This is a genomic window from Frankia sp. AgB32 (assembly GCF_023243045.1).
GTDB lineage: Bacteria > Actinomycetota > Actinomycetes > Frankiales > Frankiaceae > Frankia.
This window is the reverse complement of the sequence record NZ_JALKFX010000011.1, coordinates 30,338-56,753: the sequence shown is the minus strand read 5'-3', so window position 1 is coordinate 56,753 and position 26,416 is coordinate 30,338. Positions and strand designations below refer to the sequence as shown.

The window sequence follows — 26,416 nt, the reverse complement described above, 5'->3', positions numbered from 1 at the left end:
CGATGAACGCACAACGGGTTCTAGCCGAAGAAGATCTGCGCCTCCTGGTAGAGCTCCTCGGGCACCGTCTTGAGGTCGCGGGTCGCCTCCGCCAGCGGCACCCGGTCGATGCGGGTCCCGTGCAGCGCGACCATCACGCCGAAGTCGCCCTCGTGCACGGCGTCGATGGCGTGCAGGCCGAACCGGGTGGCGAGCCAGCGGTCGAACGCACTCGGCGTACCGCCACGCTGCAGGTGGCCCAGGACGGTGGCGCGGGCGTCGCGGCCGGTGCGACCGTGGATCTCGGTCTCCAGCATCGAGGCGATGCCGTGCAGGCGCACGTGGCCGAACGCGTCGAGCTCGCCGTCCTTGGTGACCATGGTGCCGGCGATGGGGGTGGCGCCCTCGGCGACGACGATGATCGGCGCGTAGTGGGTGGCGAAGCGCGCCTCGACGAACGCGCAGACCTTGTCGACGTCGAAGGGCCGTTCGGGGATGAGGATGACGTTCGCGCCACCGGCCATCCCGCTGTGCAGCGCGATCCAGCCGGCGTGGCGGCCCATCACCTCGACGATGAGCACCCGGTGGTGGCTCTCGGCCGTCGTGTGCAGCCGGTCGATCGCCTCGGTGGCGATGTTGACCGCGGTGTCGAAACCGAAGGTGTAGTCCGTCGCGGACAGGTCGTTGTCGATGGTCTTCGGCACGCCGACGACCGGCACGCCCTCGGCGTGCAGCCGGACGGCGACGCCGAGGGTGTCCTCGCCGCCGATGGCGATGAGCGCGTCGACCTCGGCCGCGGCGAGGTTCTCCCGGATCAGCGCCGGGCCGTCCACGGCCGCGTAGGGGTTCGTCCGGCTCGAGCCGAGGATCGTCCCGCCGCGCGGCAGGATGCCACGGACCGCCTGGACGTCCAGGGGCACGGTGTCACCGGTCAGCGGCCCGCGCCAGCCGTCCCGGTAGCCCACGAAGCTGTGCCCGTAGACACCGTCGCCCTTGCGGACGACGGCCCGGATCACTGCGTTGAGCCCGGGGCAGTCGCCCCCTCCGGTCAGTACGCCGATCCTCATCGCGGCTCCTCCTGTCGCGTCCACGCCGCCCCCGCGGCGGCAGCGTAACGGCAGCTCGACGCACACAGCGGCCTAACCGGCCACCAGGCGTGGCGAGACGATTACAGAATCTCGCGAGACCGCGAACCCGAACCGGTCAGCGGCGGGCCGGCGGCCGGGCCGCGGGCTGGACCCGCAGCGGCGCGAGGACCTCCCAGCGGGCGAGGTTGTGCTGGGCGTCCGCGAGCGCGTCGTGGGCGTTGGCCGGCGGCGAGGGCAACGGCGGGCGGCCGAGCTCCTCCCAGAGCTGGCGCAGGTCGCGGGTGAACCGCGGCAGCCTGGCGGGCAGGTCCGTCATCGTCCCGAACAGCTGGCAGAGCACGACATGGTCGTAGGCGCCGAACCAGGCCCACAGCTCCGGTGCGCCGTCCGCGGTCAGCAGCTCGGCGATCTCGGACCGGATCCGGGCGCGGGACCGCCAGGCCGGGTCGGCCGGCGGCGGGAGCTGGTCGAGGACGTTGCGCCGCACCCAGGGCACCGCCCACGAGGGGTCGAACTCCGTCGACACGGCGTAGTAGCGCTGCGTCCCGTCCTCGCTGACGATGCCGATGCTGACCAGGTCCAGCCAGAGATGCCCGGCCTCCCGACGCTCGATGAACTCTGTGTCGTAGAAGAAACGCGTGCCCACCCGCTCAGTCTCCCCCAGACCGGGCCTGTCGGCGCCGCCACGGGCGCAGCACGGCGGCAAGGGCACCCGCCGTGACGGCGGCGCCGGCGAGCGGCAGCACCCAGAGCAACGGACCTGAGTACGACCGGTCCGCCGCGTCGCCACGCGCCGCGTCGGCCACGGCGGCGCCCGCGCCGGTGGTGTGCACCCCACCGGCCGGGGCCGCGGGCGCGCAGCCGGCGGGACCGGCGGTGACCGGCGGGCTCACCAGCCCGCCGGTCACCGGGGAGATCTGCACCTCGACCCGGCTCGCCCCGGGCAGGGCCACCACGCACACCAGGCCCGCGCCGGCCGCCGAGATCACCCGGCCGCCGCTGACCCGGGCCTGGTACCCGCCGGGATAGGCCGCGCCCGGCACGCTGATCGCCGTGGCCGCGCCGGCCGGCACGGCGGCGCCGTCGGGCGCCACCGGCCGGTAGTCGACGGTGAGCACCCGGGCGGCATCGAGCCGCGCCGCCTCGGGAGTGCCGGCGACCGCCTCGGGATAGGGCCGGACGAGCTGGGCCGGGACGGACGGCACCGATCCGCCGCCGGTAGCCCCCGGCGGATCGGTGCCCACGGTGCCGCCCGTGCTGCTCGGCGGATCGTAGAACCAGCTCAGTCCGAAGGCGTCCGCCGCGCCCGCGAGGCCGTCCAGCGCGGCGGCGGAACCGTCCTTCCAGCCGGTCAGGTAGCCGGTGGGGTCGTTGACGGCGACGGTGGCCGCGGCGTCGAACGGCGCCGCGCGCTGCCGCCACAGCAGGTGGTGTGGATCATGCGCGGCGACGGCGTCGCTCAGCACGGCGTCGCCGGCCCTGGCGGCGGCGCCCGTGGACACCTCGTAGCCGAGCAGGCCCGGCTCGTCGCGAAACCTGTCAGCCAGCCGGGCGAGGCCGGCGGTGAGCGTGCTGACCGACGCGGTCCGGCCCGCGGCGGGCACCAGCCGCACCACGACCCGCAGGCCGCGCCCGGTGAACGTGTGGGTGAGCGCGGCTGCCTGGGCGAGCCCCGGGTCGATGTCCGCGCCGCCCGCGGCGGGCAGCGGCCAGCCGGCGACCGCCGGGAACCGACCACCACTGGCGACCGGCACCGCCACCCGCACGCCGGTGAGCCCGGCGGCGACCCAGGCATCGAGGTCCTGACCGGTCGGGGTCACCCCGGCCGGCACCGCGACGCCCCGGATGATCACGGTGCGGTGCTGGTCGTCGGTCAGGTACGAACCGACCCGGCCGACGGTGCCGGCCGGCGTCCCGCCGGCGCCGGCGGCCGGCGTCGAGGGGTTGGCCGGGGCGGCGAGCGCCGGCGGAGCGGTCGCGGCCAGCAGGCTGGCGAGCGCGCCTGCCGCGGCCAGCAGCGCGCCGCCGCGGCGTCGACCGGTACCCCGCCGCCCGCCGCGCACGGCGAGGCCGAAGCCGCGGCGGCCCGGGGCGAGGGTTCGCGGGAGCGGGCTTCGCGGGTCGGGGTCCCGCGGGTCGGGGATCCAGCGGAGGCGGGAGGAACCGCCATCCGCTCGATCAGCCGAATCCGACACAGAAGCGCAATCGCCACGCACAGCGGTAATCCTGCCGTGCCGCCGGACAGCGGGTCAGACCGCCTCGACGTGATCGTCGTTCGCGGGCGGCCTGGTCTGCGCGGGATCGACCGGACCGCCCGCGGCGGCGCCCGACGGCAGCGACGCGCGGGCGGCGGCCAGGTCCTCCTTGGCGCGCTTGGCGTACATGTCGACGTACTCCTGGCCGGAAAGTGCCATCAGCTCGTACATGATCTGGTCGGTGATGGACCGCAGCACGACGCGGTCGTCAGCCATGTCCGCGTAGCGGGAGAAGTCCAGCGGCTTGCCCACCCGCATCCCGATCCGGCGGATCTTCGGGACCACCTTGCCCGGCGGCTGCACCTCGAAGGTACCGATCATCGCGACCGGGATCACCGGCGCGCCGGCCTCCAGCGCCATCCGGGCAACGCCGATCTTGCCCCGGTAGAGGCGGCCGTCCGGGGACCGGGTGCCCTCCGGGTAGATCCCGAGCAGCCGGCCCTGGCGCAGCACCCGCACGCCCGAGCCCAGGGCGCCCTCGCTCGCCTTGCCGCCGCTGCGATCGATCGGGATCTGGCCGGCCCCGCTGAAGAAGACCCGCTTGAACCAGCCCTTCACGCCGCCCTGGGTGAAGTAGTCGCTCTTGGCCAGGAACGTCACCCGCCGCGGGATGACCAGTGGCAGGAAGAAGCTGTCCAGGAAGGAGAGATGGTTGCCGGCGAGGATCGCCGGGCCGTCGAGGGGGATGTGCTCGGCACCCTCGACCCACGGGCGCCACACCACCCGCAGCATCGGGGTCAGCACCGCCTTGAGCACCCAGTAGAACAAGAACCGCTCCCACCTGCGTCACACCGTTGTGAGACGACTTCCCTCGGGGCGCCCGGGGCCGGCCGCCCGCCTGCACCCGCCGGCGCCGATCACACCAGACCCCAGCATCCCACCGCGCGCGGGGCACCGCGCCGCGGCGAGGAAGGAATCCTGCGCCCACGGCGCGTCCGGCAGGCCGCGCCAGGCGTGGTATCGCAGTTGCCGGGGATGGTCCGAGGGTCACCATGAGCGTAGGGAGCGGCTCATCATCACGTCCACCGGAACACCACCATGTGGACCGGGTCCGGCCGATCGGCAGCGCGGGAGGAGTGGGACCCATATCATCTCAGCGGAGAGCGCCCCTGCCTCGGCCGGCCTCTCGACGCATCGATGAGACGCGGACGACCGTGGCCTTGGCTCCCAGACCGTGCGAGCATGCGTTTACCGGCGTTTTCCTTCCGCGCCTGGCCCGCGACGTGGCACGCGGGCAGGCACGGGGCAGCGAAGGGCGGACAACGATGGCGGGTTCCACCGGTACGGCGCTACTGCCAGGTGCGGAGCCGTTCTCGTATGCCGGCGGCGCGGTCGGGGTCCTGCTGGTCCACGGCTTCACCGGCTCGCCGGGGAGCATGCGGCCCTGGGGTGATGCCCTCGCGGCCGCCGGACTCACCGTAGCCTGTCCACTGCTGCCCGGGCACGGCACCCGCTGGCAGGACATGGTGCCCACCACCTGGCAGGACTGGTACACCACGGCGCGCGGCGAGTTCCTGCGTCTGCGCGACGAGTGCGAGCAGGTGTTCGTGATGGGCCTGTCGATGGGCGGGACCCTGACGCTGCGGTTGGCCGAGGAGCACGGCGCCGACGTCGCCGGCCTGGTCACCGTCAATGCCAGCCTGGCCACCGAGCGGCGGACCGCGCCGCTCGCGCCCCTGCTCGCGAAGTTCGTTCCGGCCCTCCCTGGCGTCGCGGGCGATGTGAAGGCGGCCGGCGTACCCGAGGTCGGCTATAGCCGGGTGCCGCTGCGCCCGTTCGCGTCCCTGCGCCAGCTGTGGGCTGTCACCAGGGCCGATCTCGGCCGGATCGTCTCCCCCGTGCTGGCGTTCCGCAGCGTCGTCGACCACGTGGTCGAACCTGGCTCGGGGGCGCTGCTGCTGGCCGGGGTGCGGTCACCCATCGAGGAACGGCTGCTGATGAACAGCTATCACGTGGCCACCCTCGACAACGACAAAGAAACGATCTTCGCGGACAGCCTCGACTTCGTCCGCCAGCACACCGCTGGCGCGCTCGTGTCCGACAGGCTGGTCAGTGATGGCTGAGCGACCGCCAGCGTCGGGCCCGGGTGAGCCGACACCACCGGCCAGCGGCTGCCCGGACCCGGGCGGCCGCGCCGAGCCGGCCGGCGCGCAGCACGCCGGATCGAGCGACCAGCCCGACCCAGCGACGGACCCGGCTGGCGCGCCGCCAGCGGCGGCACCACCACCGGCCGCGGCACCACCACCGGCCGCGGGCGATCGACCGGCCGCCGCCGCGGGTGCCGGCGGTCTCGAGGCCCCCGTCGGTGACCCCGGAGACCAGCCCACCCAGCCCACGCAGATCGCGGGCAGGGACCCGGCCACGCGCCCCGCCCCGCGCTCGCAGGACGACGACGACGCGGCCTTCCTCGAACTCGTCGCCCGCTTCGACGACGAACCGGAGTCGCGGCACTGGCCGGCGGCGGAGGACGTCGACAATCCCCGGCGCCCCACGGTCATCATCCTGCGGCCCCCGATCGATCCGGGTCCCGCGGCCGAGCCCGGCGCGCCGGCCGAGGGCGACCAGGGCAACGCCGAACTCGACGAACGGGCGCTGCCCCCGGTCGGGCCGCTCGGCTACCGCCGTGACGACCCCGACGGCGTTGTCGTCATCGACCTGGGCGCCGCCTCGGGACAGGAAGACCCGGGCGACGACGATCACTACGTCCCCCCGCCGCCGCCCCCGCTGCCGCGGATGCGCCCGGTGACCCGCTGGGCGCTCGGCTCGCTCGCGCTCGGGATGGTCTTCCTCGTCGTGCCGAGCCTGATCGGGCTCAACCAGTCACGTTCACAGGACGTCACGGGCGTGCTGCTCATCCTCGGTGGTGTCGGCACCCTCGTCGCCCGCATGGGTGACCGGCCGCCCACCGACTCCGAGGGGCCTGACGACGGCGCGGTGATCTGACCGCACCCGCCGGGGCTGGTGACCCGCCGCGATGATCCTGCGGCGCACCGGCCGGAGTGGCCCTGCGCCGGACCGCGGCGCCGGCCACCCACCGCCGGCGGACACGTGACCTGGCAGTACGGGACCGACGCGGCACCGTGTCGGCCCTTCGAGGACAACGTCGGCGTGGCAGGAGCCGGCGTACCGACACCGAGGGGAAGGGCGTTGGGCGTGCGCTACCACGAGAAGGTCGAGGTGCACGGACACCTCATGGACACAGGTGTCCTGGCCAGAGTGCTGGACGACGTGCTGGACTACGGCGGAGACTACCGCGTCGATCATATCGATCTGGGCCGTTCCCACGACGACGAATCCCACGCTGTCATCACCGTCGGCGCCGAGACGCCGCGGCGGCTCATGCGCATCCTCATGCGCATCCAGGTGCACGGAGTCAACAAGCTGGACGGTGGCACCGCCCAGGTCGAGCCCGCCGACCGCGACGGCGTCTTCCCGCCGGACTTCTACTCGACCACCAACCTGGAGACCGTCGTCCACCTGGACGGCCAGTGGGTCCCGGTGGAACACCCCGAGATGGACTGCGGCCTGGTCGTCTCCCACGGCCGGGTGCGCACGGTCCCGGTGACCGACGTCCGCGCCGGCGACATGATCGTCTGCGGGATCGACGGGGTGAAGGTCGTCCTGCCGGTTACCGACCACTCCAGCCGGATCTACGCGGAGTTCAAGGCGCTCGGCGCTCCACTACCGAGTTCCGCCCAGCCGCAGGCGGTACTGGTGCGGGCGATCGCGCGCCAGATCCGGGAGGCGAAGGCGGAGGGCGTGCAGGTGCTGTGGGTGGCCGGCCAGGCCGTCGTCAGCACCGGCGCCACCCCGGCGCTCGTCGCCCTGGTCGAGGCCGGCTACGTCGACGTGCTGTTCACCGGCAACGCGCTGGCCACTCTCGACGTCGAGGCCGCTCTCTACGGCTCGCCGCTCGGCGTCGGGCCGCTGCGCAGCGGGCGGGTGCAGCGCGGCAGCGAGCAGCACATCCGCGCCATCAACGCGATCCGCCGGGAGGGTTCGATCCGCGGCGCCGTGGAGTCCGGCGTGCTGACCGAGGGCATCCTGCACGCGATGGTCAAGGCGAACAAGACGTTCGTGCTCGTCGGCTCGGTGCGCGACGACGGGCCGCTGCCCGACGTGCACACCGACGTCGTCGCGGGCCAGCGGGCGATGCGCGCCGCGCTGCGCGGAGTCGGGTACGCCATCATGATCGCGTCCGCGCAGCACTCGGTGGCGACCGGGAACATTCTGCCGGCGTCGATCCCGGTGGCCTGCGTCGACGTCAACCCGGCGACGGTGCACGCGCTCACCGAGCGGACCAGCGCACACGCCGTCGGCGTCGTCGCCGACACCGGCCTGTTCCTGGAGGAGCTCGCGGCCGAGCTCGTCGCGGACTACCGGCCCGCCCGACCTGGCCCCGGCGGCTGAGCCCACGGCCGCGGCTCAGCCACGGCCTGGCAGCGGACCGGCCCTGACGGTGGGCCGACCCTGACGGTGGGCCGACCCTGACGGTGGGCCGACCCTGACGGTGGGCCAACCCGACGGCGGGCCGGCCCGGTTAGCCGGTACGTCGCCCGCGCCCCTTCCCGGGAAGCGCGGTCACCGAGCGCAACAGACGCCTGTCCGTCTCGTCCGGTTTCCGTGCACCAGCGGGGCCACCGTGGTTCCTCTGTACGGTCTCCTGTCCGTTTTGCCCGTACGGAACCCGTACAGAACGACCACGAGGACAACCTCGCCTGATCGCCTAGGTCCACGTCGACCACGCACGGTCATCCCACCGCCGGGCGGTCGTCCGCGCATCCGCGCGCGTCCGGGGGACGGCGTGCCTAGATGCGGGCCAGGTCGGCGGCGCCGACAAGGCCGGCCTGGGCGCCCAGCTCGGCGATCACCACTTCCGCCTCGGGCCGGTGGCCACGGCCGGGCATGACCTCCAACAGCCGCTCGCGAGCCGGGCCCAGCAGGAGCTCGCCCGCGTCGGAGACCCCGCCGCCGATCACGAAACGGTCCGGGTCGAGCAGGGCGACAAGGCTGGCCATGCCGTCACCGAGCCAGTGGCCGACCTCGCCGAGGCAGCGGACCGCGGCCGGGTCGCCCTTGCGCGCGGCCTCGGTGACGTCCGGGCCGGTCAGCGCGTCGACGTCGCCGCCGCAGGCCTCCAGCATCGCCGCGGCGGCGGCCGGGTCGCTGGCGGCGATGTGCCGCGCGATCCGGACCAGGGCCCGACCGCTGGCGTACTGCTCCCAGCAGCCGTTGTTGCCACAGCCACACACGTGGCCGTCGGGCACCATCCGCATGTGCCCCATCTCGGCACCGATGCCGAACGCGCCGCGGTACAGCTCACCGCCCAGCACGATGCCGCCGCCGATGCCGGTGCCCACGGTGAGGCAGACGAGGTCACGCCGACCGCGACCGGCGCCGAAGCGGTACTCCGCCCAGGCCATCGCGTTGGCGTCGTTCTCGACGACGACGGGTAGGCCGACCCGGCTGGCGACCTCGTCGCGCAGCGGCTCGTCCCGCCAGGCCAGGTTCGGCGCGAACACCACCCGGGACCGGTCCGCGTCGATCCAGCCGGCCGCTCCGATGCCGACCGCCCGCACCTCGTGGCCGGCACCGAGCTCGGCGACGACGGCGGCGATCGTGTCGGCGACCTCGGCGGCGGAGTGCCCGGGCGTCGGTCTGCGGACGGTCGCGAGGACGGTGCCGGCGCCGTCGACGACGCCGGCGGCGACCTTCGTGCCACCGACGTCGACGCCGATCGTCAGGCCGGCGGTGCGGCGGTCGTCCTCGACGGGCGCGGCGATGGTGGTGGGCGGCAGGGGGCTGGTCGGGGCGTCCGAGCCCGCGGGACGGGCCGAGGTCGGGGCGGTACCGCCGGCGTGGGGCTCGGTCAGACCCGAGGAGCCGGAAGTGCTGATACTCATGTGATATCGATCCTCTGGACGCGTGGTCTGGGCGCTGTGGCGGTGCGAGGGCCGGTGGGCTCCCCCGACCGGGGGCCCTGACGGGCCTCCCGGCCCGCGCCCGGTGGGGAGGCCGTCGGCGGAGGTCGGTCGGCTGATCCGACGCCGGCATCGGCGACGGCACCGGCGACCGCGTCCACGAGGACGCGCAATGCCGCGGCAAGCGACCCACCGGCCGCCGTCAGATGTCTGGCGACCTCGGCCCGCTCGTCGGCGAACGCCGCGACCAACCGGCATACCGGGCACGCCGTGCACGGCCGGTCGTGGCACGAACAGGCCTGCGCCGGATCGCCGGGCGAGCCGTCCTCGCCGGGCGAGCCGGCGCGGCGCGCCGGCTCCGCCGAGGCGGCGGACGGTTTGCCGGACCGCGCCGACGGGGCCGGCGACGCGCTGGCACCGGCGGCCGTCGCGGCGGCGGCGACGCCCGCGAGCGTCTCCCAGACCCGCCTGCCCGGCGCCGGGCGACCCCCGAGACCGCGCAGCGCGTCGGCCAGCAGGGCGGCCTCGACCGCGAGCGGGCCGGGCGCCGGCGGCCGGCCCTGGCCGTCCCCGGCGGCGGTACCGTCGGCCGTGGAGGTCATGCTCGGACCCACAGGTCCGGGTCGGGGACGAACGAGATGATCAGTTGATCGCCGCGCAGCCGGGCGGTACTCACCTCGCAGCGGCGCAGCGCGGCCGGCAGCGGAACCGCGCGGCGGAACGCGCCGACCGTCACCACGAGATCGTCGCCCAGCCGGGCGAGATCGACGGCCGCACCGTCGACGAACGGCAGCCCGAACGACAGCGCGAAGCCCTCGTCCGTGCGCTCGACCCGGGGCTGCTCGCCGGCGGTGGTCGCCAGCGGCGCGCCGAGCACGCCGGCCGGGTCAAGCTCGCCGTAGGCGGCCGCGCCGAAGGCCGCGAGCTCCTCCAGGCCGACCGGCTCGCCGGGGCGGTAACCCACCGGGAGCACCGGCGTCGGCGCGAAGGCACCGCTGATGTCGGCGAGCATCTCCCGGTGCGCCGCGGCCCACCCGGCCCGCCAGGCGTCCCCGCCGACCGGGGAGAGGATGCGGTTCACGACGACGCTGTCGAGGGTGTAGCCGTGCAGCGCGAGCGCGGTGAGGCTGCCCCGGGCCGCGCTCAGCGAGCCGCTCTCCGGCGTGAGGACCAGCCGAATACTGGTCGACGCGTGGTCGGTGAGGATCGCCCGCAGATCGATGGCGGCCCGGTGGACCCGGGAAACGGTGTCGTACGCGGGCGCGGCCAGGCTGCCCCAGCGGCCGCCGAGCGCCGCGGCCCAGCCGAAGCCGGGCCGCAGCCAGCGGGCGAACGCGCCGTCCGGCGGCAGCAGTCGGCGGCAGTACCAGGACAGCGTCTCAGGGAAGGCCAGCAGCCGCAGCAGGCCGGCGACCGGCCCACCGTCGACGATCACGATGTCGTGCTCGCCGCTGGTCAGCCGGTCCCGCAGCTCCAGCAGCATCAGCGTCTCGATGGCGCCTGGCAGGAAGGCCAGTTCCTCCAGTTCGACCGGGTCGACGTCGATCGCCGGCCAGGCATCGGCCAGCACGGCGCGCACTGCCGGCCAGCGGGCGGCGACGACGCGGCGCAGGTCGATCTGCTGCGCGACGAGGCCGGGCTCGAGTTCCGTCGGATCAGGCCCGAGGGGATGGTCGAGCACGCCGGCGAGGCCGGCAGCCGGGTCGACGGACAGCAGCAGGGTGCGGTGCCCTCGCTGGGCGGCGAGCACCGCGGACGCCGCTGCCACCGTCGTGGTACCGGCGCCGCCCTTACCCGTGACGAGCACACAGCGCACGCGCGTTCAGCTCTCGACGTGCTTCTTGAGGTCCTTCACGGCGGCGTCGACGATGCCGCTCTGCACCTTGCGCCGCAGCAGGCCGGGAATCTTGATCCTGGTCTCGGCGGTGAGGTCGTAGGTGACCTCCGTCGTGCCGTCACCGAGATCGCGCAGGGTGTAGCTGCCGTCCTGGGACGACATGGCCTGGCCCTCCACCATGGACCAGGTGACCTGCTGGTCGCCGGTCCAGGTGTACTCGTTGACGAACTCGTCCTTGACCACGACGGCGTTGATCCGGAAACGGGCGCGCCGCGGGCGGCCGTCGGGGCCGACCTCGAGCACCTCGGCCTCCTCGATCTGGCCGACCCAGGTCGGGTAGGCGGGGATGTCAGCGATCGCGCCCATCACCGCGGCTGGCCGGGCGTTGATGACGATCGTCGATCGGGCGTGGTCCGCCATGGAGAGATGCACCTCCACATTCGTCAAGCACGTCTGAAGGAGCGCGGCGTCGCCGGCTCACCGGTATCCCGGATCCCCGGCTCCCCCGGGTGCCGGATCATCCCCGACCGATCGCCTGAGGCTACCGGAACATGGGCCGCATACCGGCGAGCGGCTGGCTACCACTCCAGGACGAAGGGAGTTCCCCGGGCGTTGAAATGGCCGACGTTCACGCATCGCGTTCCGCCGACCTCAAGGCTGGCGGTGAGAGGCTGGTGCACGTGGCCGAACAGCACGTAGCGCGGCCGGCTGTCGTGAATGGCCGCCAGGATCGCGGCACTGCCCCGTTCGAAGCGGCGGGCCGTCACGTCGTAGACGAGCTCCGGCAGGTGCGGCGGAATATGGCAGCACAACACGTCGACCTCACCGAGGGCGGCCACCTTGGCGGCGAAGACCTCGTCGTCGATCTCGTACGGGGTGCGCATCGGCGTGCGCAGCCCGCCGCCGACGAAGCCGAACCGCCAGCCGCCGATGTCGACGGCCTGGCCGTCGAGCAGGGTGATGCCGTCCCGCAGGTACTCCGGGTACAGGTGGGGCAGGTCGACGTTGCCGAAGGTCAGGTAGGTCGGCGTCGGGAAGGCGGCGAACAGCTGCTCGTACTGGCGGCGGACAGCGTCCTCGACGATCCGCGCGCGGTCGCCGCCGAGGCGCGCCCACAGCGAGCGGGACCACTCCCGCGCCTCGTCGAAACGCTGCGCGGTGCGCAGCTCCACCATGCGGCCGACCGCCTCGGCGCCGAACAGATCGCCCATGATCCCACGGCTGTGATCGTGGTAGTCGATGAAGAGAACCAGGTCACCGAGGCAGATGAAGGCGTCGGCGCCCACGGCGGCGGCGGGCAGGGCGTCCGCGCGGCCGTGCACGTCGCTCACCACATGGACCCGCATGGCAAGCAGCCTAAGGCCGGGAAGGGGTCGTCCGGCCCGATCCGGAGGTGCCAGTGCCCGCCCGCTCCGCCGGCAGGGACGGACGGCCCGGCGGCGCCCGCGGTGCCCGGCGCCGCCGGCGGAACCGGCCCGCGGGCACGATCGCCGCCGGATCTCACCGTACGGTCGCCAACGTCCGCCGGGGCCGCTAACCTCTGGGGCCCCGGGACAGTCCAGCCGCTGGCCCCCCGCGTCACCGTCCGGCGGGTGTACGAGGCGTCCGGTGCACGCCCGCGAACTGGTAGGAGCAGCAGTGCGTGAGTTCACCTCCGCCCCTCTGGTCACCATCGCCGACAGTGCGACGCTGACCGACGCGGTGTTCCGCAACGCGGACCTCACCCCCGACAAGACACTCCTTCGGTACAAGGTCGGCGACGCGTACGTCGGAATGTCCGTCGTCGAGTTCCGGGACGCCGTCGTCGCTCTCGCCCGCGGGCTCGTCGCCCGCGGGGTGCGCCCCGGTGGTCGGGTGGGCATCCTCAGCCGGACCCGCTACGAGTGGACCCTGCTCGACTTCGCCACCTGGGCCGCCGGCGCCGTCACGGTGCCGATCTACGAGACGTCCAGCCCGGCCCAGATCGAGTGGATCCTGCGCGACTCGGCGATCGAGCTGCTCGTCGTGGAGGACGCGGAGCTCGCCGAACGGGTGGCGCAGGTCCGCGCGCAGGCACCGGCGCTGCGCGAGGTGCTGGTGATCGACGATGGCGCGGTCGCGACGCTGACCGCCGCGGGCACGGACGTCGACCCCGAACGGCTGACCGAGGCGCACGCGGGCCTCAACGCCGACAGCCTGGCGACGATCATCTACACGTCCGGCACGACCGCGCAGCCGAAGGGCTGCGAGATCACCCACCGGGCGCTGCTGTTCGTCGCCGAGGTGTGCGTCGCCATGCTTCCCCGGATCTTCGCCCCGGACTCCTCCACCCTGCTGTTCCTGCCCCTCGCACACGTCTTCGCCCGGATGCTCCAGGTGGGCGCGGTCCTGGGCGGCAAGGACCTGGCGTTCACGCCGGACACCCGCACCCTGCTGGCCGACCTGGCGCTGACCCGGCCAAGCTTCGTGCTCGCTGTCCCCCGGGTGTTCGAGAAGGTGTATGCCGGGGCGCGCAACAAGGCGCACGCCGACGGCCGGGGCCGCATCTTCGACGCCGCCGAGGCCACCGCCATCGCGTACAGCGAGGCCCTCGACGACGGCGGCCCCGGCCTGGTGCTGCGCCTGCGGCACCGGGTGTTCGACGCGCTGGTCTACGGCAAGCTGCGGGCCGCCCTCGGCGGCCACGCCCGCTACGCGATCAGTGGCGGGGCTCCGCTGGGCGTGCGGCTCGGGCATTTCTTCCGCGGCATCGGCTTCACGGTCGTGGAGGGCTACGGCCTGACCGAGACCACCGCGCCGGCGACGGCGAACCGGCCGGAGACGGTCCGGATGGGCACCGTCGGCCAGCCGCTGCCCGGCGTGACCGTGCGGATCGCCGACGACGGCGAGATCCTCATCCGCGGGCCGCTGCTGTTCCGCGCCTACCACAACAACGAGACCGCGACGAAGGAAGCGCTCGACGCCGAGGGCTTCCTGCACACCGGCGACCTCGGCGGCCTCGACGACGACGGCTTCCTGCGGGTCACCGGCCGCAAGAAGGAGCTGCTGGTCACCGCCGGCGGCAAGAACGTCGCCCCGGCGCCGCTGGAACACATCATCCAGTCGAACCCGCTGGTCAGCCAGGCGATGCTGGTCGGCGACGGGAAGCCGTTCATCGCGGCGTTGATCACCATCGACCCGGAGGCGTTCGAGCGCTGGCGCGCCGGCGCCGGCAAGCCCGCCTCGGCCGATGTCGCGGACCTCGTCGACGATCCCGACCTGCGGGCCGAGATCCAGCGCGCGGTGGACGCGGCGAACGCCACCGTGTCCCGGGCCGAGGGCATCCGCAAGTTCGTGATCCTCCCGCAGGACTTCACGGTGGAGGGCGGCGAACTCACCCCCAGCCTGAAGGTCCGTCGCTCGCTGGTACTCGACCGTTTCGCCCCCGCGGTCCAGGGCCTCTACACCGACGACCGCCGCTGACCGTGGCCCGAGCCGGCGCCTAGACCGCGTCGGCGCCGCCGCCGCCGTCGAGCAGGCCGCGCAGCTCGCCGGCGAGGACGTCCCAGCGCCAGCGTCGCTCGACCCAGGCCCGACCGGCGGCGCCCATCGTCGCCGCACGGCCGGGATCGGCGAGCAGATCCCCGACCGCGGCCTGCACCTGGCTGACGTCGGCACCGTCCACGACCAGGCCGGTGCTGCCGTCGACCACCGCGTCGGGGGCGCCGCCGCTGCGCCCGGCCACCACGGGCAGGCCGGCCGCCGACGCCTCCAGGTAGACGATGCCGAGGCCCTCCACCTCCAGCCCGCCGAGTCGGGACCTGCACGGCATCGCGAACACGTCCCCGGCGGCGTAGTGGGCGGGCAGTTCCGCCCACGGCACCGAGCCGGTGAACGTCACGTGTTCCGCCACCCTGGCCTCGCGGGCCAGGCGCTCCAGCCTGGCCCGGTGCGGCCCGCCACCGACGAGCAGCAGCGCGGCCTCCGGCACCCGCCGACGCAGCGCCGGCAGGGCACGCACCAGCATGTCCTGCCCCTTGCGGGGCACGAGACGGCTCACGCACACCACCACCCGGCGGCCGCCGAGCCCATGGCGGCGGCGGATCTCCTCCCGGCCTTCGCCCGGCCGGAACAGCTCGGCGTCCACGCCACTGGGCAGGCGGGCCAGCGCCGGATGAGGTCCGAGCGCCGGGCCGATCCGGGCCCGGGTGTAGTCGGTGAGGTAGGTGACAACGTCGACGGTCGCGCCGATACGACGCAGCGCCTGCCGGGTGGCCGGCAACGCCGCCCAGCCGACCTCGTGGCCGTGCGTGCTCGCCACCACCCGGCGCACCGCGCCGAGCCGGCGCAGCCGGGAGCCAAGCAGCGCCAGCGGGGCGGCGGCCCCGAACCACACCGTGTCGCAGCCCTCCGACCGGGCGACCTCGCGGGCGCGGCGCAGCACGTCCGGCGTCGGCAGCATCAGCGACGACCCGTGGCGCACCACCGGGAACGACTGGGCGGCGTCGAACGCGTCCGCCCCCGACCAGGCCGGGGCGTAGACGACGACCTCGTCGGCGGGCAGGCGGGCCGCAAAGTTGTGCACGTAGGCCTGGATGCCGCCCGGCCGCGGGGGGAAGTCGTTCGTGACCACCAGGACCCGCATGGCCTCATGTTCCCGCACGGTTCCCGCGGCCGGAACCGGGCCCACCCCGGCGGTCACCCGGCGCGACGCGGCGGGAGTGCCCGCCGCCTCGGCTCGACCGGGCCCAGCACGGTGCCGTCCAGCACGGTGCCGTCCAGCACGGCCCGGTCGAGCACGGCGCCGGCCAGGTTCCCCACCGCCGGCAGCAGCCCGGCGTCGGCCAACACCCCCAGCGCGCACAGTTCCTGTGCGTCCCACCGCGGCTCCGCCTCCGGCGCGCCGGAGGCGTCCACACCGCGCGCCGCGGCCGCGGGACGCGGGACGGCATCGGCGAACATGACGGTGACGACACAACCGGCGCACCGGACACCGCGGACGACGCAGGAATCGCAGTCGATCAACATCGGTCCCACCTTCCCGTGATCCGACCGGCGGCGGCAGCGGCGCCCGCGCACCGACATCCCTTCGTCACCGAACGGTAGGACCCGGGTCCGACAATTTTCCGCGGCCGGCGCGGCGGATCGCCACGGCCACCCAGCGCACCGACCCACAGCAACGCAACACGACCCCGCGGACGCCCGACGCCCGGCTGGCTACGGGGGCGCTGGACCGGCCGCGTCAGCGCTCCAGGCGCGCCAGCAGAGCTTCCGACGGCACGGCGCGGGCGCCCTTCGCGGCGCTGTTGTCCGCCACCTCCCGGTCGGAGGTCACGACGAACACGGGGCGGCCCTCGGGTTCCATCCCCACCAACCGCACGATCTCCTCGTCCGCCAGTCGGCCCGCCCGGCTGAACAGCACCCGCAACCCGCGCGGCATCGTCACGCCGACCGGCCGGGCGACCACGGCGGTCGCGTCGAACACGACGGTGACCTCGCTCTCGGGATGGCGCCCGGCGAGCGCGCCGACCCCGGACAGCAGCCGCTCCCGCTGTGCCTGCAGGGTGAGCCGCCCGTAGCCCCGCTTGGTCACGTTGTAACCGTCGATGATCAGGTGCACGCCGGGCACGGCCAGCACCTCGTCGATGAGGGTCGGATCATCGTTGGGCCGCCCGAGGGCGCCGGCGAACGCGTGCGGGGTACTGCTCGGGCCGTCGCCGCCCCGGGCGAGCAGGTCGGCCGGCCGGCTCACCATCGTGGGCAGGTCCAGCTCACGGCGCACCCCGTTGGCCGAGGCGATCAGGGTGTCGAGCAGCACCCGCATCCGGGCGTCGTCGACGCTGCGCGAACCGCGGGTGTCGCGGCGGGCGCCGGCCAGCGTCTTCTCCAGCTCCGCGATCCGGGCCCGTAGCCGGCGCACCTCCGACTCGGCCTCCCGCCCGGCCGCGACGGCGGTGTCCCGCGCGGCTTCGGCCGCGGCGACCGACTCACGGGCCGACGCCTCCGCCTGTCGGATGCGCTCGGTACAGGAGCGCAGCCGGCGGCGGGCGTCGTCCGCCTCGGCGCGCGTCACGCTCAGGCGGGTCCGCAGCTGCTCCTGTTCGTCGGCGGCGCCGCGCTGGTTGGCCTTGAGCTGGTCGGTGAGCCGGCGGATCGTCCCCTCGGCCTCGTCGACGCGGCTGCGGACGGCCGCCTCCGCGCTCGACGCGGCGGCCGTGGCCAGCAGGTCCGGCCAGGCCGGGGCCCGCAGCAGGTAGGCGACGGCGGCGATCTTCTCCGGTGGCGCCGCGGGCGGCGGTCCGCCGGGCGACTCCACGGCCTCGGCCAGCTCCGGGTGGTGCAGCCGGATCCAGGCGGCGACCCGGCCGCGGAACGCCTCGCTGTCGACGGCGGCGGCCAGCGGGACGGCGCCGAGCCTGGCCCGCCGCGACGCCTTGAACCGCCGCACGGCGGCCAGCGACGGCGGAACCTCCGACTCGGGCAGGTCGGCCAGGGTCAGCGCGGCGATCTCGACGACGTGGTGGCGCACCGACGCCGGCAGCGGTTCACTCATCGGAGCCCGCCGGCATGGTGCGCCGGCGCAGCCGGAATCATCCGGCTCCACAATCCGACCGAATGCCCACGGACCGTCGCCGGGCGCGCGCGCGCGAACAGGCATCCCGCCGGCGCCACCGGCCCGCCCGTCCGGCCCCGGGTCGACGCTGGCAGGATCCGTGTCGGGACACATCGGTCCGTCTCCGCGGAGCGGTGGAAACGAGACGGGCCGCGGCGGCTCGTCCGACCGGCCAGACAGCAGGGCACGCGGGACTCCGGAGCCGACGGGGAAGAACGCTGAAGGTACAGCCTAGCGACACGGCAAGAGGCATATGCAGGCCGCCGGGAGGGCTCCCGATCGGCCTCGACTGGCAGATCCGTGCTGGGCGGGCATTGTCTCACGTGCAAGTTGATTTATGTAGCCTTGCGTGGCGCGTACCCTATGGTCGATTTAATTCGAACGCGGCCTGGTTGCGCCGGAGAGGACGATCGTGACCGACCAGAACCCTCCTCACCAGCCACCGGGCGGTGACGGGAACCGCGAGCCATGGAACCAGCCGGGCGGCTCCTGGCCGCAGCCCGCCGGCGCGCCAGGCGCCGCACCCGGTTCCGGCCCGGAGCCGGCGGGCGGGTGGGGCGGCCCGGACCAGTCCGATGACAAGACCCAGCTCGCCTGGTCCGGTGGCGCCAACGCGCCGAGCGGGCCACAGCCGCCCAACCCCGGGCTCCCGCCGCAGTGGGGCACCGGGCCGCAGCAGGGCACGGAACAGTCGTGGCCGCCGCCGGCGGGCAACGCCGGCCAGCCGGCCTGGGGCCAGCCCGGCGGCGAGCAGCAGAACTGGGGCCAGCCCGGCGCGGACCAGCAGAACTGGGCACAGCAGGGCTGGGGTCAGCAGGGCGGCGGCTACCAGGGCACCGGCCCCTACCAGGGTGGGACCGGCTACCAGCAGCAGGCGCCGGCCGGCTATCCAGGCGGCCAGGACTACTACCAGCAGAACCAGCAGGGTGGCTACCCGCCGCCGGGAGGCGGTTATCCGCCCCAGGGTGGCTGGCAGCAGCCGCCCGGCGGGCCGCCGCAGCGCCGGCGCAATCCGCTGGTCATCATCGTGCCGCTGGTGGTGGTCGCCGCGATCGTCATCGGGGTGGTGATCGCGCTCGCCGTCGGCGGGAACGACGACTCGGGCACCGTCTCCGCGCCGACCCTGGCCGTTCCGACCCTGGCCGTTCCGACACCGGGCGGTTCGGTCCCGACTCAGGCCGCGCCCGCCCCGACCCGGACGAGTCCGGCCGGGGTGTCCAACTGCGTGGCGGTCACCCCGCAGGCGCCGCCCGCGGGCTCCGCCGGCCTGGGCGGCTCCGGGACGGTCGTCGGCGAGGCCAACTCCTCGGTCAGCGACTTCGAGGCCAAGGTGACCCTCAACAGCGTGTGCACCACCTCGGGCGCCGTCACCAGCTACGGTGACCCGCCGACGCAGGGCGCCTACTACATCCTGAACGTGACGGTCGAGGTGAGCCGCGGTGACACCTCCGCCTCGCCGTCGGACTTCTACATCCAGACCCCGGACGGGACGCGGTACGACGGCAGCTACGACAACGTCGAGCCACGCCTGTCCGCCTCGACCGTGAAGGCGGGCCAGAAGGTCCGCGGCAACATCGTCATCAACGCGCCGGCCGGGCACGGCACGCTGAACTGGGAGCCACTGTTCGCGGTCAGCCCCGCGAAGTTCCAGCTCTGACCGATCCCGCATCCGCTCGGCCGACGGGGTGATCCTGACATCGGGATCACCCCGTCGTGCTGTCCGCAGCCGGGTCGGGCCGGCCTGAGCTCAGGCGAGAGCGGCGCGGATCCGCTCCGCCGCGTCGTCGAGCGCCGCCGGGTCGGGGGCCTGGTCGGCGTTCTCGAACGAGAGCTGCTTCTCGCTGTCGATCGGAATCAGGTGGACGTGCGCGTGCGGGACCTCCAGCCCGGCGACGATCACGGCCACCCGCCGGGGCCCGAAGGCACGGTCGATGGCCCGCCCGACCAGCGCCGAGCTCGCCCACAGCGCGGCGTGGACGTCGTCGGGCAGGTCCAGCCACCGGTCGATCTCGACCCGCGGCACGACGAGGGTGTGGCCAGGGCGGATCGGCGCGATGGTGAGCAGCGCGACGGTGTGCTCGTCGGCGTGCACGATCCGGCCGGGAAGCTCGCCGTTGATGATCCGGGTGAAGACGCTCGGCATGGCACCCGACCCTACCGACCGCACCGGGCCGGGCGCGCCTGGCGTCAGGCGAACGGCCGGGCGAAACCCGCCGGGCCCGCCGTCGCCACCCGGAACTCGTTGCCCTCGGGGTCGGAAAGCACGTAGCCACGCTCGCCGTCCTCGTCGTACGGGCCGACCCGGCGGGCGCCCAGGGTGAACAGCCAGCCGACGACCCGCTCCGCGTCGACCGCGTAGAGGTCGAGGTGCAGCCGGCTCGGTCCGCCGCCGCGGCGGGCGCCCGGTCGCAGCAGCAGCTTCGGGCCGGCGCCGGCGGGATGGCGCAGGATCGCCGCCTCCTTGTCGCGCCGCACGACCTCGTAACCCAGCGCGGCGGACCAGAAACGCACCATCACCTCCACATTCGCACAGTCCACTGTCACCCGTCCCACCCGGATCCCGTTCGTCTCGAACCACGCCACCCGCGCATGATTTCGCATTAGCGGCGATTTGGCGCGCCGAGTGGCCACGGCGTGTCTCCGGCGTGGCGAAACATGTAATTCCGGCTCGCAACGACGCGACATCAATGCATACCGATTAATCTCACTTTTCGGTCATACCTGGAACTAAGCGAAACTAGCCACATCTCTGGGCATCAGCGGACGCACCGGCATAGGTCCCGCCGGTGGGGCCGGCCCGGCGACCGGCCGCCCGGCCGACCCCACCGGGCGGCGCAAACTGTCGGTGGACGGGCCTACGGTGACAGCGTGCGCCAAGACCCCGCCACCACCGCCCGCCCGGGCGTCGCCCGGGATACCGCCCCGCTCGGCGAACTGGGCCGCCCGCGCCAGGCCAGTCTGGACGACCTCGGCCGGCCGCTGGCCGACCTGACCTTCGTCGTGGTCGACCTGGAGACCACCGGCACGTCGGCGGAGACGAGCGAGATCACGGAGATCGGCGCGGTGCGGGTCCGCGGCGGCGAGGTGCTCGCGGAGATGTCGACGCTGGTCCGGCCGAGCCGCGGCATCCCCCCGATGATCTCCGCGCTCACCGGGATCACCGAGGCGATGGTGGCGAGTGCCCCCGCCGAGGCCGAGGTCGTCCCCACCTTCCTGGAGTTCGCCCGCGGCGCCGTGCTCGTCGCCCACAACGCGCCGTTCGACCTCGGCTTCCTGCGCGCGGCCGCGGCCCGCTGCGGCTACCCACCGCCCGCCTGGGAACATCTCGACACCCTGCGCATCGCCCGGCGGATCATCAGCCGCGACGAGACGCCGGACTGCCGGCTCGGCTCACTGGCGCGGCTGTTCCGCAGCGCGACCGAGCCCGATCACCGGGCCCTCTCCGACGCGCGGGCCACGGTGGACGTGCTGCACGGCCTGTTCGAACGCCTCGGCAACCTCGGCGTGCACACCCTCGAGGAGCTGCACGACCACAGCGCGCGGGTGTCCCCCGCCCAGCGCCGCAAGCGGCACCTCGCCGACGGCCTGCCCACCGGCCCCGGCGTCTACGTCTTCCGGGACGCGGACGGCCGCGCCCTCTACGTCGGCACCTCCCGGTCGATCCGCTCCCGGGTCCGCACCTACTTCACCGCCAGCGAACCGCGGACCCGGATGGCCGAGATGGTCGCCCTGGCCGAGCGGGTCGACGCCATCGGCTGCGCGCACGCCCTCGAAGCGGAGGTCCGGGAGCTGCGGCTGATCGCCGAGCACAAGCCGCCGTACAACCGCCGGTCCCGGTTTCCCGAGCGGGCGGTGTACCTGCGGCTGACCGACGAGCCGTTCCCCCGGCTGTCGCGGGTGCGTGACGCCCGCCAGGACACCACCTACCTCGGTCCCTTCGGCAGCGTCCGGGAGGCGGACGACGCCGCCGACGCGCTGCTCGCCGCCGTGCCGCTGCGGCAGTGCTCGGGCCGGCTGTCCCCCCGCCGGACCCGCCCGGCGTGCGCCCTGGCCGACCTGGGCCGCTGCGGCGCGCCGTGTGACGGCCGGGAGGACGTCCCCGCCTACGCCCGGCACGTGGCGCGCGCCCAGGAAGCCATCACCGGCGACCCCGAGCCCGTCATCGCCGCCACCACCCGCCGGATGGACCGCCTGTCCGGCGAGGGCCGCTACGAGGAGGCCGCCCTCGAGCGCGATCGGATGGTGGCGTTCGTCCGCGCCGCGGCTCGCGGCCAGCGCCTCGCCGCGCTGACCCGGATCACCGAGCTCGTCGCCGCCGCGCCGACCGCGAACGCCGGCTGGGACCTGGCCGTGGTGCGCCGCGGGCGCCTGGTCAGCGCACTGACGGTCGAGCGCGGGGTCGATCCGCGGCCGTGGGTCGACGCGGCCGTGGCCAGCGCCGAGACGGTCAGCCCGCAGCCGGGGCCGGCGCCCTGCGCGTCGGTCGCGGAGACGGAGCGGATCGCGAGCTGGCTCGGCGGGAACGGGGTCCGGCTGGTGCGCCTCGACGGCGAGTGGTGCTGGCCGGCCGCCGGCGCGGCGCGGGCCGCCCGCCGCTGCGCGGAACTGTCCCGCGGCCGGGACGAGCCGCCCCTCCCGACCGCCCGCCCGGGCGCCGGGCGCCGACCGCTGCGCTGAGACCCGGCAGAGCTAGACACCCGGCAGAGCAGACACCCGGCAGAGCTGGGGCCGCGCAGAGCTGGGGCCCGGCAGCAAGGCCACGGGGCCGGCCCGCCGATGTCGGCGAACCGGCCCCGTGGCCGACGACGTTCCTCCCGCGCACCCGGGGTGCGCGGGGACCGTCAGTGCTTCTCGCTCCCGGCCGGAGTGTCGTGGCCGGGGGTTCCCGGCTCCTTCTCCTCGACGAAGAAGCCGCTGACCGCCTTGCCCGCGCGCCGCGCGAGCCCCTTGCCGTGGCCGTCGTCGTGCCCGTTCGCGGACGGGAGCGCGTACCGGTCGGTCGGGACGTGCGGGTGGTCGGGCACCAGCTCCGGCTTCGGCCGGTGGTCCTCCACGAACTCACCCGAGGGCAGCTGGCGGATGATGCCGGTCTCGATGCCGTGATGGGCGATCTCGGCGTCCTTCTCCTGGAGGCCGATGCAGAGCTTCTTCGTCACCGCGTAGGCGATCGGCGGCACGATGATCAGGCCGATGCGGCCCGCCCAGGTCATCGCGTTCAGCGAGATACTGAACGTCTTCGCGATGACGTCGTTGCCACCGGAGATCCACAGGACCAGGTAGAAGCTGATCGACATCGCACCCAGTGCGGTCCTGACCGGCGTGTCCCGCGGCCGCTGCAGCAGGTTGTGCGACTTGGTGTCGCCGGTGAACCTGGCTTCCAGGAACGGGTAGAGCGCCAGCAGGGTGAACAGGATGCCGGGCAGCACCGCCGTCGGCCAGAACACCGCCGGGACGGTGTGACCGAGGCCGCGGAACTCCCACGGCGGCATCAGGCGGGTCGAGCCGTCCAGGAAGCCGATGTACCAGTCGGGCTGGGACGCCGAGGAGACCTTGGACGGGTCGTACGGGCCGAACATCCAGATCGGGTTGATCTGCGCCAGGCCACCGAGCAGGGCCAGCATGGCGAAGACCATCATGAAGAACCCGCCGGACTTCACCGCGAAGATCGGGAAGACCCGGTGGCCGACGACGTTGTGCTCGGTCTTGCCCGGCCCGGGGAAGTCCGTGTGCTTCTGGTGCCAGAGGATGCCCATGTGCGCCCCGATGAGCGCCAGCAGGATGCCGGGCACCAGCAGGATGTGGATCACGTAGAGCCGGGGCAGGAAGTTCGCGCCCGGGAACTCGCCGTTGAACAGCATGAACGACGCCCACGTCCCGATGATCGGGATGGACTGGGCGATCGACGCCGCGATCCGCAGGCCGGTGCCGGAGAGCAGGTCGTCCGGCAGGGAGTAGCCGGCGAAGCCCTCGAGGATGCCCAGGACCAGCAGGCCGACGCCGATGAGCCAGTTGACCTCACGCGGCTTGCGGTACGCGCCGGTGAAGAACACCCGCAGCAGGTGGACGACGATCGAGCCGACGAAGACCAGCGCCGCCCAGTGGTGGATCTGGCGGAACACCAGCCCGGCCCGGGTGTCGAAGCTGATGTCCAGCGTCGAGGCGTACGCCCGGCTCATCTCCACGCCCTTGAGGGGCACGTAGGAGCCGTTGTAGATGACCTCGGTGTTCGACGGGTCGAAGAACAGCGTGAGGTAGATGCCCGTGAGCAGCAGGACGATGAAGCTGTAGAGCGCGATCTCCCCGATCATGAACGACCAGTGGTCGGGGAAGACCTTGTTCAGGTTGCGCCGCAGCCCGGCCTGCGTGCCGAACCGCTCGTCAATGGCCCGGTTCGCCTTGCGGACCGGGGTCGGCCGCTTGACGAACTCAGGTGGGGGTGCGGTTGTCATGAGCGCTCCCAGAACGCGGCACCGACAGGCTCGTCGTAGTCACCGTTGCGGGCGTAGAGGAAGCCGTTCGCGTCCGCGGCGATGGCCAGCTGGGGCAGCGAGCGGCTCGCCGGCCCGAAGATGGCCCGGCACCCGTCCAGCACGTCGAAGACCGACTGGTGGCAGGGGCAGAGCAGGTGGTGGGTCTGCTGCTCGTAGAGGCTCACCGGACAGCCGGCGTGCGAGCAGATCTTCGAGTAGGCGACGTGGCCGTCGATCGACCAGTCCTCCCGGCCCTTGCGCGGCCGGTCGATCCCCGGGGGCAGCCGGATGAGCAGCGTGGTGCTGTCCGCCTTGGTCTGCACGTCCGTCCTGGGCTCGTAGGAGACGGTGCCGTCCGCGCCGGTGACCGGCAGGGCCGGGAAGACCGTCTCGATGCCGCCGATGGAGACGTCACCGAGCTTGATGAAACGGCCGTCCTCGGTGACCAGGCGCGCGCCCTTCACCCAGGAGGTGTGGTCGAGCTTCTTGCCGGGCTTGGCGTTGGTCAGGTTCAGCAGCGGCACCACGACCAGGCCCCCGAGCACCGTGCCGGCGCCCAGCAGGGTGCGGCGCAGCAGCGGGAGACGGGCGAGACCGGTGTCGGCGAAGCCGGCGGTGAGCTCGGCCTCGGTGGTCGCGATCTCCTCCTTGCTGGAGGTGAACTCGTGCCGCTCCTGCACGGCCTGCTCGTGCGGCATCAGCCGCTTGGCCCACAGGATCATCCCGATACCGAGACCACCCACGGCCATGCCGAGAGCCGAGCCGAGGCACGGCGTGTAGTACTGCTTGTGCTTGTCGCCGACGAAGTTCGTGATGACGAAGCCGACCGTGCCGACCACCGAGATCATGAACCAGAAGGCGATCAGCCGCTCCGCGCGCCGCTCGGCGCGGCGGTCGACGTCCTCGGCGCGCGGCGGGCGGGGGGTGACCCCGCCGCCATGGCCGCCCGCCGGCCGCATCGCCGTGGTCTCGGGGATGCGGGAGGAGTCGGTCTGGTGCGGGGGCGTACCGAGCGCCTCCGGACCGTCGGAGGTACCGGCCGCGACGTCCGGGCCGCCGGCCGAGACGCCCGAGCCGCCGGCCGGCGCACCCGAGGTGTCGACCGGGTGCTTGGCGCGCTTGAAGATGCTGCTCATCGAATCCTGGTCAGCCTTGTCGGCGGGCTCGCCCTGATATCCCAAGTAGTCCATGCGCTCGGAGGCGGAGCCAGCCGGCTGATCTCCCCCGCCCGCCCCGGCCGGGCCCGGCTCGCCCGGGTCCGTCTGGTCACTCATACCTTCTGCCTCGCTCCGATCCACAGGCACACGACCAGCAGGCCGCCCACGCCTACCAGCAGGCCCAGCAGTCCTTCCGGCACCGGGCCGTACTTGCCGAGGCTGAAGCCACCGGGGCTCTTCGTCTTGGTCAGGTGCTGGACGTAGGCCGCCACCGCGACGGCGTCCTTCTCGTCGATCTGCCGGTCACCGAAGACCGGCATGGACTCCGGCCCCGTACGCATGGCCTCGACGATCTGCGTCGGGGTGGACTCGCTCAACGAGGGCGCGAACTTACCGTAGGTCAGTGGGGCGCCCTGCGCGACGGCCTGGTGGCACTGCGCGCAGTTGGCACGGTAGAGCTCCCCGCCGTGGGACAGGTCGGCGTCATCGAGCGCGGTGTCGGTGACCTTGGGAACGGCCGGCCCACCACCGAGGCTGTCGATGTACGCGGCGAGCTGGTCGATCTGCGTCTGCGAGTACAGCGCCGGCTTGCGGTCCGCCTGCGCGGCCGGCGCCGCGAGCGGCATACGGCCGGTGGAGACCTGGAAGTCGACCGCCGCGGCGCCCACGCCGATGAGGCTGGGGCCGGTGTTCGAGCCCTGTGCGCCCAGGCCGTGGCAGGTGGAGCAGCCCTGGGCGTAGAGCGCCCGGCCCTGGCGGACCGCCTCGTTGGCGTCCGACGTCTGGGCGGCGCTGCCGCTGGGCGCCAGCACCGACCACAGGACTCCGGTGGACAGCAGGCCGAGGAGCAGCACGAGGGCGGACGACCGGCGTCGCCGCCGCGCGGAGGCGGCTCGCCCGCGGGAGGGCCGCCGCAGCAGCCGGGTGCGGACGGCCGGTCCCGCAGCCGTCGCCTCCCCGGTGCCGGCGGGCGGGTCCACGGTCGCGGTGGCGCCGGCGGGCGCGTCCACGTCGGCCGACGCTCCGGCGGCGGCCAGGTCGGCCGCGGCCGGCGTGTCGGCCGAGGCGGACGTGCTGACCGCGCGCGGCGCTGGGTCCGGCGGAGTGTCCGGCGATGTGCCCGAGGTTTCAGTCATGT

Annotated in this window: 23 protein-coding genes; 6 read left to right on the top strand and 17 right to left on the bottom strand. The window is 73.9% G+C overall.

Annotated elements, in window-relative coordinates; translation table 11 throughout:
- Positions 1-20 precede the first annotated feature (20 nt).
- The 4 genes from MXD60_RS05550 to MXD60_RS05535 form a co-directional block, all read right to left on the bottom strand.
- Entirely contained in the window at positions 21-1,046 is a 1,026-nt protein-coding gene (locus MXD60_RS05550; RefSeq protein WP_248817874.1) for a 6-phosphofructokinase, read from the bottom strand.
- A 136-nt stretch (positions 1,047-1,182) separates the two neighbouring features.
- Complete coding sequence (locus tag MXD60_RS05545; protein ID WP_248817873.1) at positions 1,183-1,713, bottom strand: polyadenylate-specific 3'-exoribonuclease AS; 531 nt, start codon at positions 1,711-1,713, stop codon at positions 1,183-1,185.
- Between the two features lie 4 nt (positions 1,714-1,717).
- Complete coding sequence (locus tag MXD60_RS05540; RefSeq protein ID WP_248817872.1) at positions 1,718-3,262, bottom strand: hypothetical protein; 1,545 nt, start codon at positions 3,260-3,262, stop codon at positions 1,718-1,720.
- Positions 3,263-3,316: 54 nt separating this feature from the next.
- Positions 3,317-4,090: a lysophospholipid acyltransferase family protein gene (locus tag MXD60_RS05535; protein ID WP_248817871.1), complete on the bottom strand. Its 774-nt coding sequence runs from the start codon at positions 4,088-4,090 to the stop codon at positions 3,317-3,319.
- Between the two features lie 497 nt (positions 4,091-4,587).
- Between MXD60_RS05535 and MXD60_RS05530 the strand changes: the two genes are divergently transcribed.
- From MXD60_RS05530 to MXD60_RS05520, 3 genes are all read left to right on the top strand, one after another.
- On the top strand, positions 4,588-5,385 hold the full coding sequence (locus tag MXD60_RS05530) for an alpha/beta hydrolase (RefSeq protein WP_248817870.1): 798 nt from the start codon (positions 4,588-4,590) through the stop codon (positions 5,383-5,385).
- Complete coding sequence (locus tag MXD60_RS05525) at positions 5,378-6,265, top strand: hypothetical protein (RefSeq protein ID WP_248817869.1); 888 nt, start codon at positions 5,378-5,380, stop codon at positions 6,263-6,265. The genes MXD60_RS05530 and MXD60_RS05525 overlap by 8 nt, the downstream gene beginning before the upstream one ends.
- Before the next feature lie 210 nt (positions 6,266-6,475).
- Complete coding sequence (locus MXD60_RS05520; protein WP_248817909.1) at positions 6,476-7,732, top strand: ornithine cyclodeaminase family domain; 1,257 nt, start codon at positions 6,476-6,478, stop codon at positions 7,730-7,732.
- Positions 7,733-8,130: 398 nt separating this feature from the next.
- Here the strand turns inward: MXD60_RS05520 and MXD60_RS05515 are convergent, their stop codons facing one another.
- The 5 genes from MXD60_RS05515 to MXD60_RS05495 form a co-directional block, all read right to left on the bottom strand.
- On the bottom strand, positions 8,131-9,225 hold the full coding sequence (locus MXD60_RS05515; protein ID WP_248817868.1) for an ROK family glucokinase: 1,095 nt from the start codon (positions 9,223-9,225) through the stop codon (positions 8,131-8,133).
- Positions 9,222-9,845: a hypothetical protein gene (locus MXD60_RS05510; RefSeq protein WP_248817867.1), complete on the bottom strand. Its 624-nt coding sequence runs from the start codon at positions 9,843-9,845 to the stop codon at positions 9,222-9,224. The genes MXD60_RS05515 and MXD60_RS05510 overlap by 4 nt, the downstream gene beginning before the upstream one ends.
- The gene (locus tag MXD60_RS05505; protein ID WP_248817866.1) at positions 9,842-11,059 is read right to left on the bottom strand and encodes an ArsA family ATPase; all 1,218 of its coding nucleotides are present in this window, start codon (positions 11,057-11,059) and stop codon (positions 9,842-9,844) included. The genes MXD60_RS05510 and MXD60_RS05505 overlap by 4 nt, the downstream gene beginning before the upstream one ends.
- 6 nt (positions 11,060-11,065) lie before the next feature.
- A complete protein-coding gene (locus tag MXD60_RS05500; protein ID WP_248817908.1) occupies positions 11,066-11,500 on the bottom strand; it encodes an SRPBCC family protein in 435 nt (144 codons plus the stop codon).
- Positions 11,501-11,658: 158 nt separating this feature from the next.
- Complete coding sequence (locus MXD60_RS05495) at positions 11,659-12,426, bottom strand: metallophosphoesterase family protein (protein ID WP_248817865.1); 768 nt, start codon at positions 12,424-12,426, stop codon at positions 11,659-11,661.
- A gap of 292 nt (positions 12,427-12,718) precedes the next feature.
- Between MXD60_RS05495 and MXD60_RS05490 the strand changes: the two genes are divergently transcribed.
- Positions 12,719-14,521, top strand: coding sequence for an AMP-dependent synthetase/ligase (locus MXD60_RS05490; RefSeq protein ID WP_248817864.1), 1,803 nt, complete (start codon positions 12,719-12,721; stop codon positions 14,519-14,521).
- A 19-nt stretch (positions 14,522-14,540) separates the two neighbouring features.
- On the opposite strand, the gene MXD60_RS05485 is transcribed toward MXD60_RS05490, so the two are convergent.
- The 3 genes from MXD60_RS05485 to MXD60_RS05475 all read right to left on the bottom strand — a co-directional run bounded on the left by MXD60_RS05485 (position 14,541) and on the right by MXD60_RS05475 (position 17,591).
- Entirely contained in the window at positions 14,541-15,683 is a 1,143-nt protein-coding gene (locus MXD60_RS05485; RefSeq protein WP_248817863.1) for a glycosyltransferase family 4 protein, read from the bottom strand.
- Between the two features lie 53 nt (positions 15,684-15,736).
- Positions 15,737-16,066: a hypothetical protein gene (locus tag MXD60_RS05480; protein ID WP_248817862.1), complete on the bottom strand. Its 330-nt coding sequence runs from the start codon at positions 16,064-16,066 to the stop codon at positions 15,737-15,739.
- 214 nt (positions 16,067-16,280) lie between these two features.
- A complete protein-coding gene (locus MXD60_RS05475) occupies positions 16,281-17,591 on the bottom strand; it encodes an NYN domain-containing protein (RefSeq protein ID WP_248817861.1) in 1,311 nt (436 codons plus the stop codon).
- Positions 17,592-18,063: 472 nt separating this feature from the next.
- On the opposite strand from MXD60_RS05475, the gene MXD60_RS05470 reads away from it, so the two are divergent.
- Positions 18,064-19,308, top strand: a complete 1,245-nt coding sequence (locus MXD60_RS05470; protein WP_248817860.1) for a DUF4352 domain-containing protein — start codon at positions 18,064-18,066, stop codon at positions 19,306-19,308.
- A 90-nt stretch (positions 19,309-19,398) separates the two neighbouring features.
- On the opposite strand, the gene MXD60_RS05465 is transcribed toward MXD60_RS05470, so the two are convergent.
- On the bottom strand, positions 19,399-19,794 hold the full coding sequence (locus MXD60_RS05465; protein ID WP_248817859.1) for an HIT family protein: 396 nt from the start codon (positions 19,792-19,794) through the stop codon (positions 19,399-19,401).
- 44 nt (positions 19,795-19,838) lie between these two features.
- Positions 19,839-20,252, bottom strand: coding sequence for a VOC family protein (locus tag MXD60_RS05460; protein WP_248817858.1), 414 nt, complete (start codon positions 20,250-20,252; stop codon positions 19,839-19,841).
- A 267-nt stretch (positions 20,253-20,519) separates the two neighbouring features.
- On the opposite strand from MXD60_RS05460, the gene MXD60_RS05455 reads away from it, so the two are divergent.
- Complete coding sequence (locus MXD60_RS05455) at positions 20,520-22,328, top strand: DEDD exonuclease domain-containing protein (protein ID WP_518467395.1); 1,809 nt, start codon at positions 20,520-20,522, stop codon at positions 22,326-22,328.
- A 164-nt stretch (positions 22,329-22,492) separates the two neighbouring features.
- Here MXD60_RS05455 and qcrB read toward each other — a convergent pair whose 3' ends face one another.
- Genes qcrB through qcrC form a run of 3 tightly spaced genes read right to left on the bottom strand, consistent with a single transcriptional unit; the run spans position 22,493 to position 26,414 of the window.
- The gene (qcrB, locus tag MXD60_RS05450) at positions 22,493-24,100 is read right to left on the bottom strand and encodes a cytochrome bc1 complex cytochrome b subunit (RefSeq protein ID WP_248817857.1); all 1,608 of its coding nucleotides are present in this window, start codon (positions 24,098-24,100) and stop codon (positions 22,493-22,495) included.
- Complete coding sequence (gene qcrA, locus MXD60_RS05445) at positions 24,097-25,395, bottom strand: cytochrome bc1 complex Rieske iron-sulfur subunit (RefSeq protein ID WP_248817856.1); 1,299 nt, start codon at positions 25,393-25,395, stop codon at positions 24,097-24,099. The genes qcrB and qcrA overlap by 4 nt, the downstream gene beginning before the upstream one ends.
- Positions 25,392-26,414 carry a cytochrome bc1 complex diheme cytochrome c subunit gene (qcrC, locus tag MXD60_RS05440; protein WP_283097842.1) on the bottom strand — a complete coding sequence of 341 codons (1,023 nt, stop codon included), beginning with the start codon at positions 26,412-26,414 and terminating at the stop codon, positions 25,392-25,394. The genes qcrA and qcrC overlap by 4 nt, the downstream gene beginning before the upstream one ends.
- Positions 26,415-26,416: the final 2 nt, after the last annotated feature.